The organism is Aquabacterium parvum (assembly GCF_001447195.1).
Taxonomy (GTDB): Bacteria; Pseudomonadota; Gammaproteobacteria; order Burkholderiales; family Burkholderiaceae_C; genus Aquabacterium; species Aquabacterium parvum.
This window is the reverse complement of sequence record NZ_LFRI01000184.1, coordinates 1-273: the sequence shown is the minus strand read 5'-3', so window position 1 is coordinate 273 and position 273 is coordinate 1. Positions and strand designations below refer to the sequence as shown.

General features: G+C 57.1%; 1 protein-coding gene. It reads right to left on the bottom strand.

From position 1 onward, the window contains the following. On the bottom strand, positions 1-237 hold a 237-nt coding region (locus ABG80_RS07245; protein WP_407638737.1), incomplete at its 3' end, for a hypothetical protein. Positions 238-273 lie beyond the last annotated feature (36 nt).

The following is a 273-nucleotide window of genomic DNA, read 5'->3' as shown; positions in this document are numbered from 1 at the left end:
GCGGGCCAGCGCATCAGACACAGCAGCCTCGATGAACTCGCGCTTGCTCATGTCGAGCAGGTTCGTCACTTGATCGAGGCGCTCGATCAGCGAGGGATGCACCTTGGCGCACATCTGGCGCAGCTCGGTGAGCTGGACTTGATCAATGGCCTGATCGACCAGCCGGCCCATGTTGGCACCGTGGCTCAGGGCCTTGAGCTTCAGCACCTGAAGCTGGATTACTTCGTCAAAGTTCATGATTCCTCCAAAATCCAAAAGCGGATGCTTTGGATT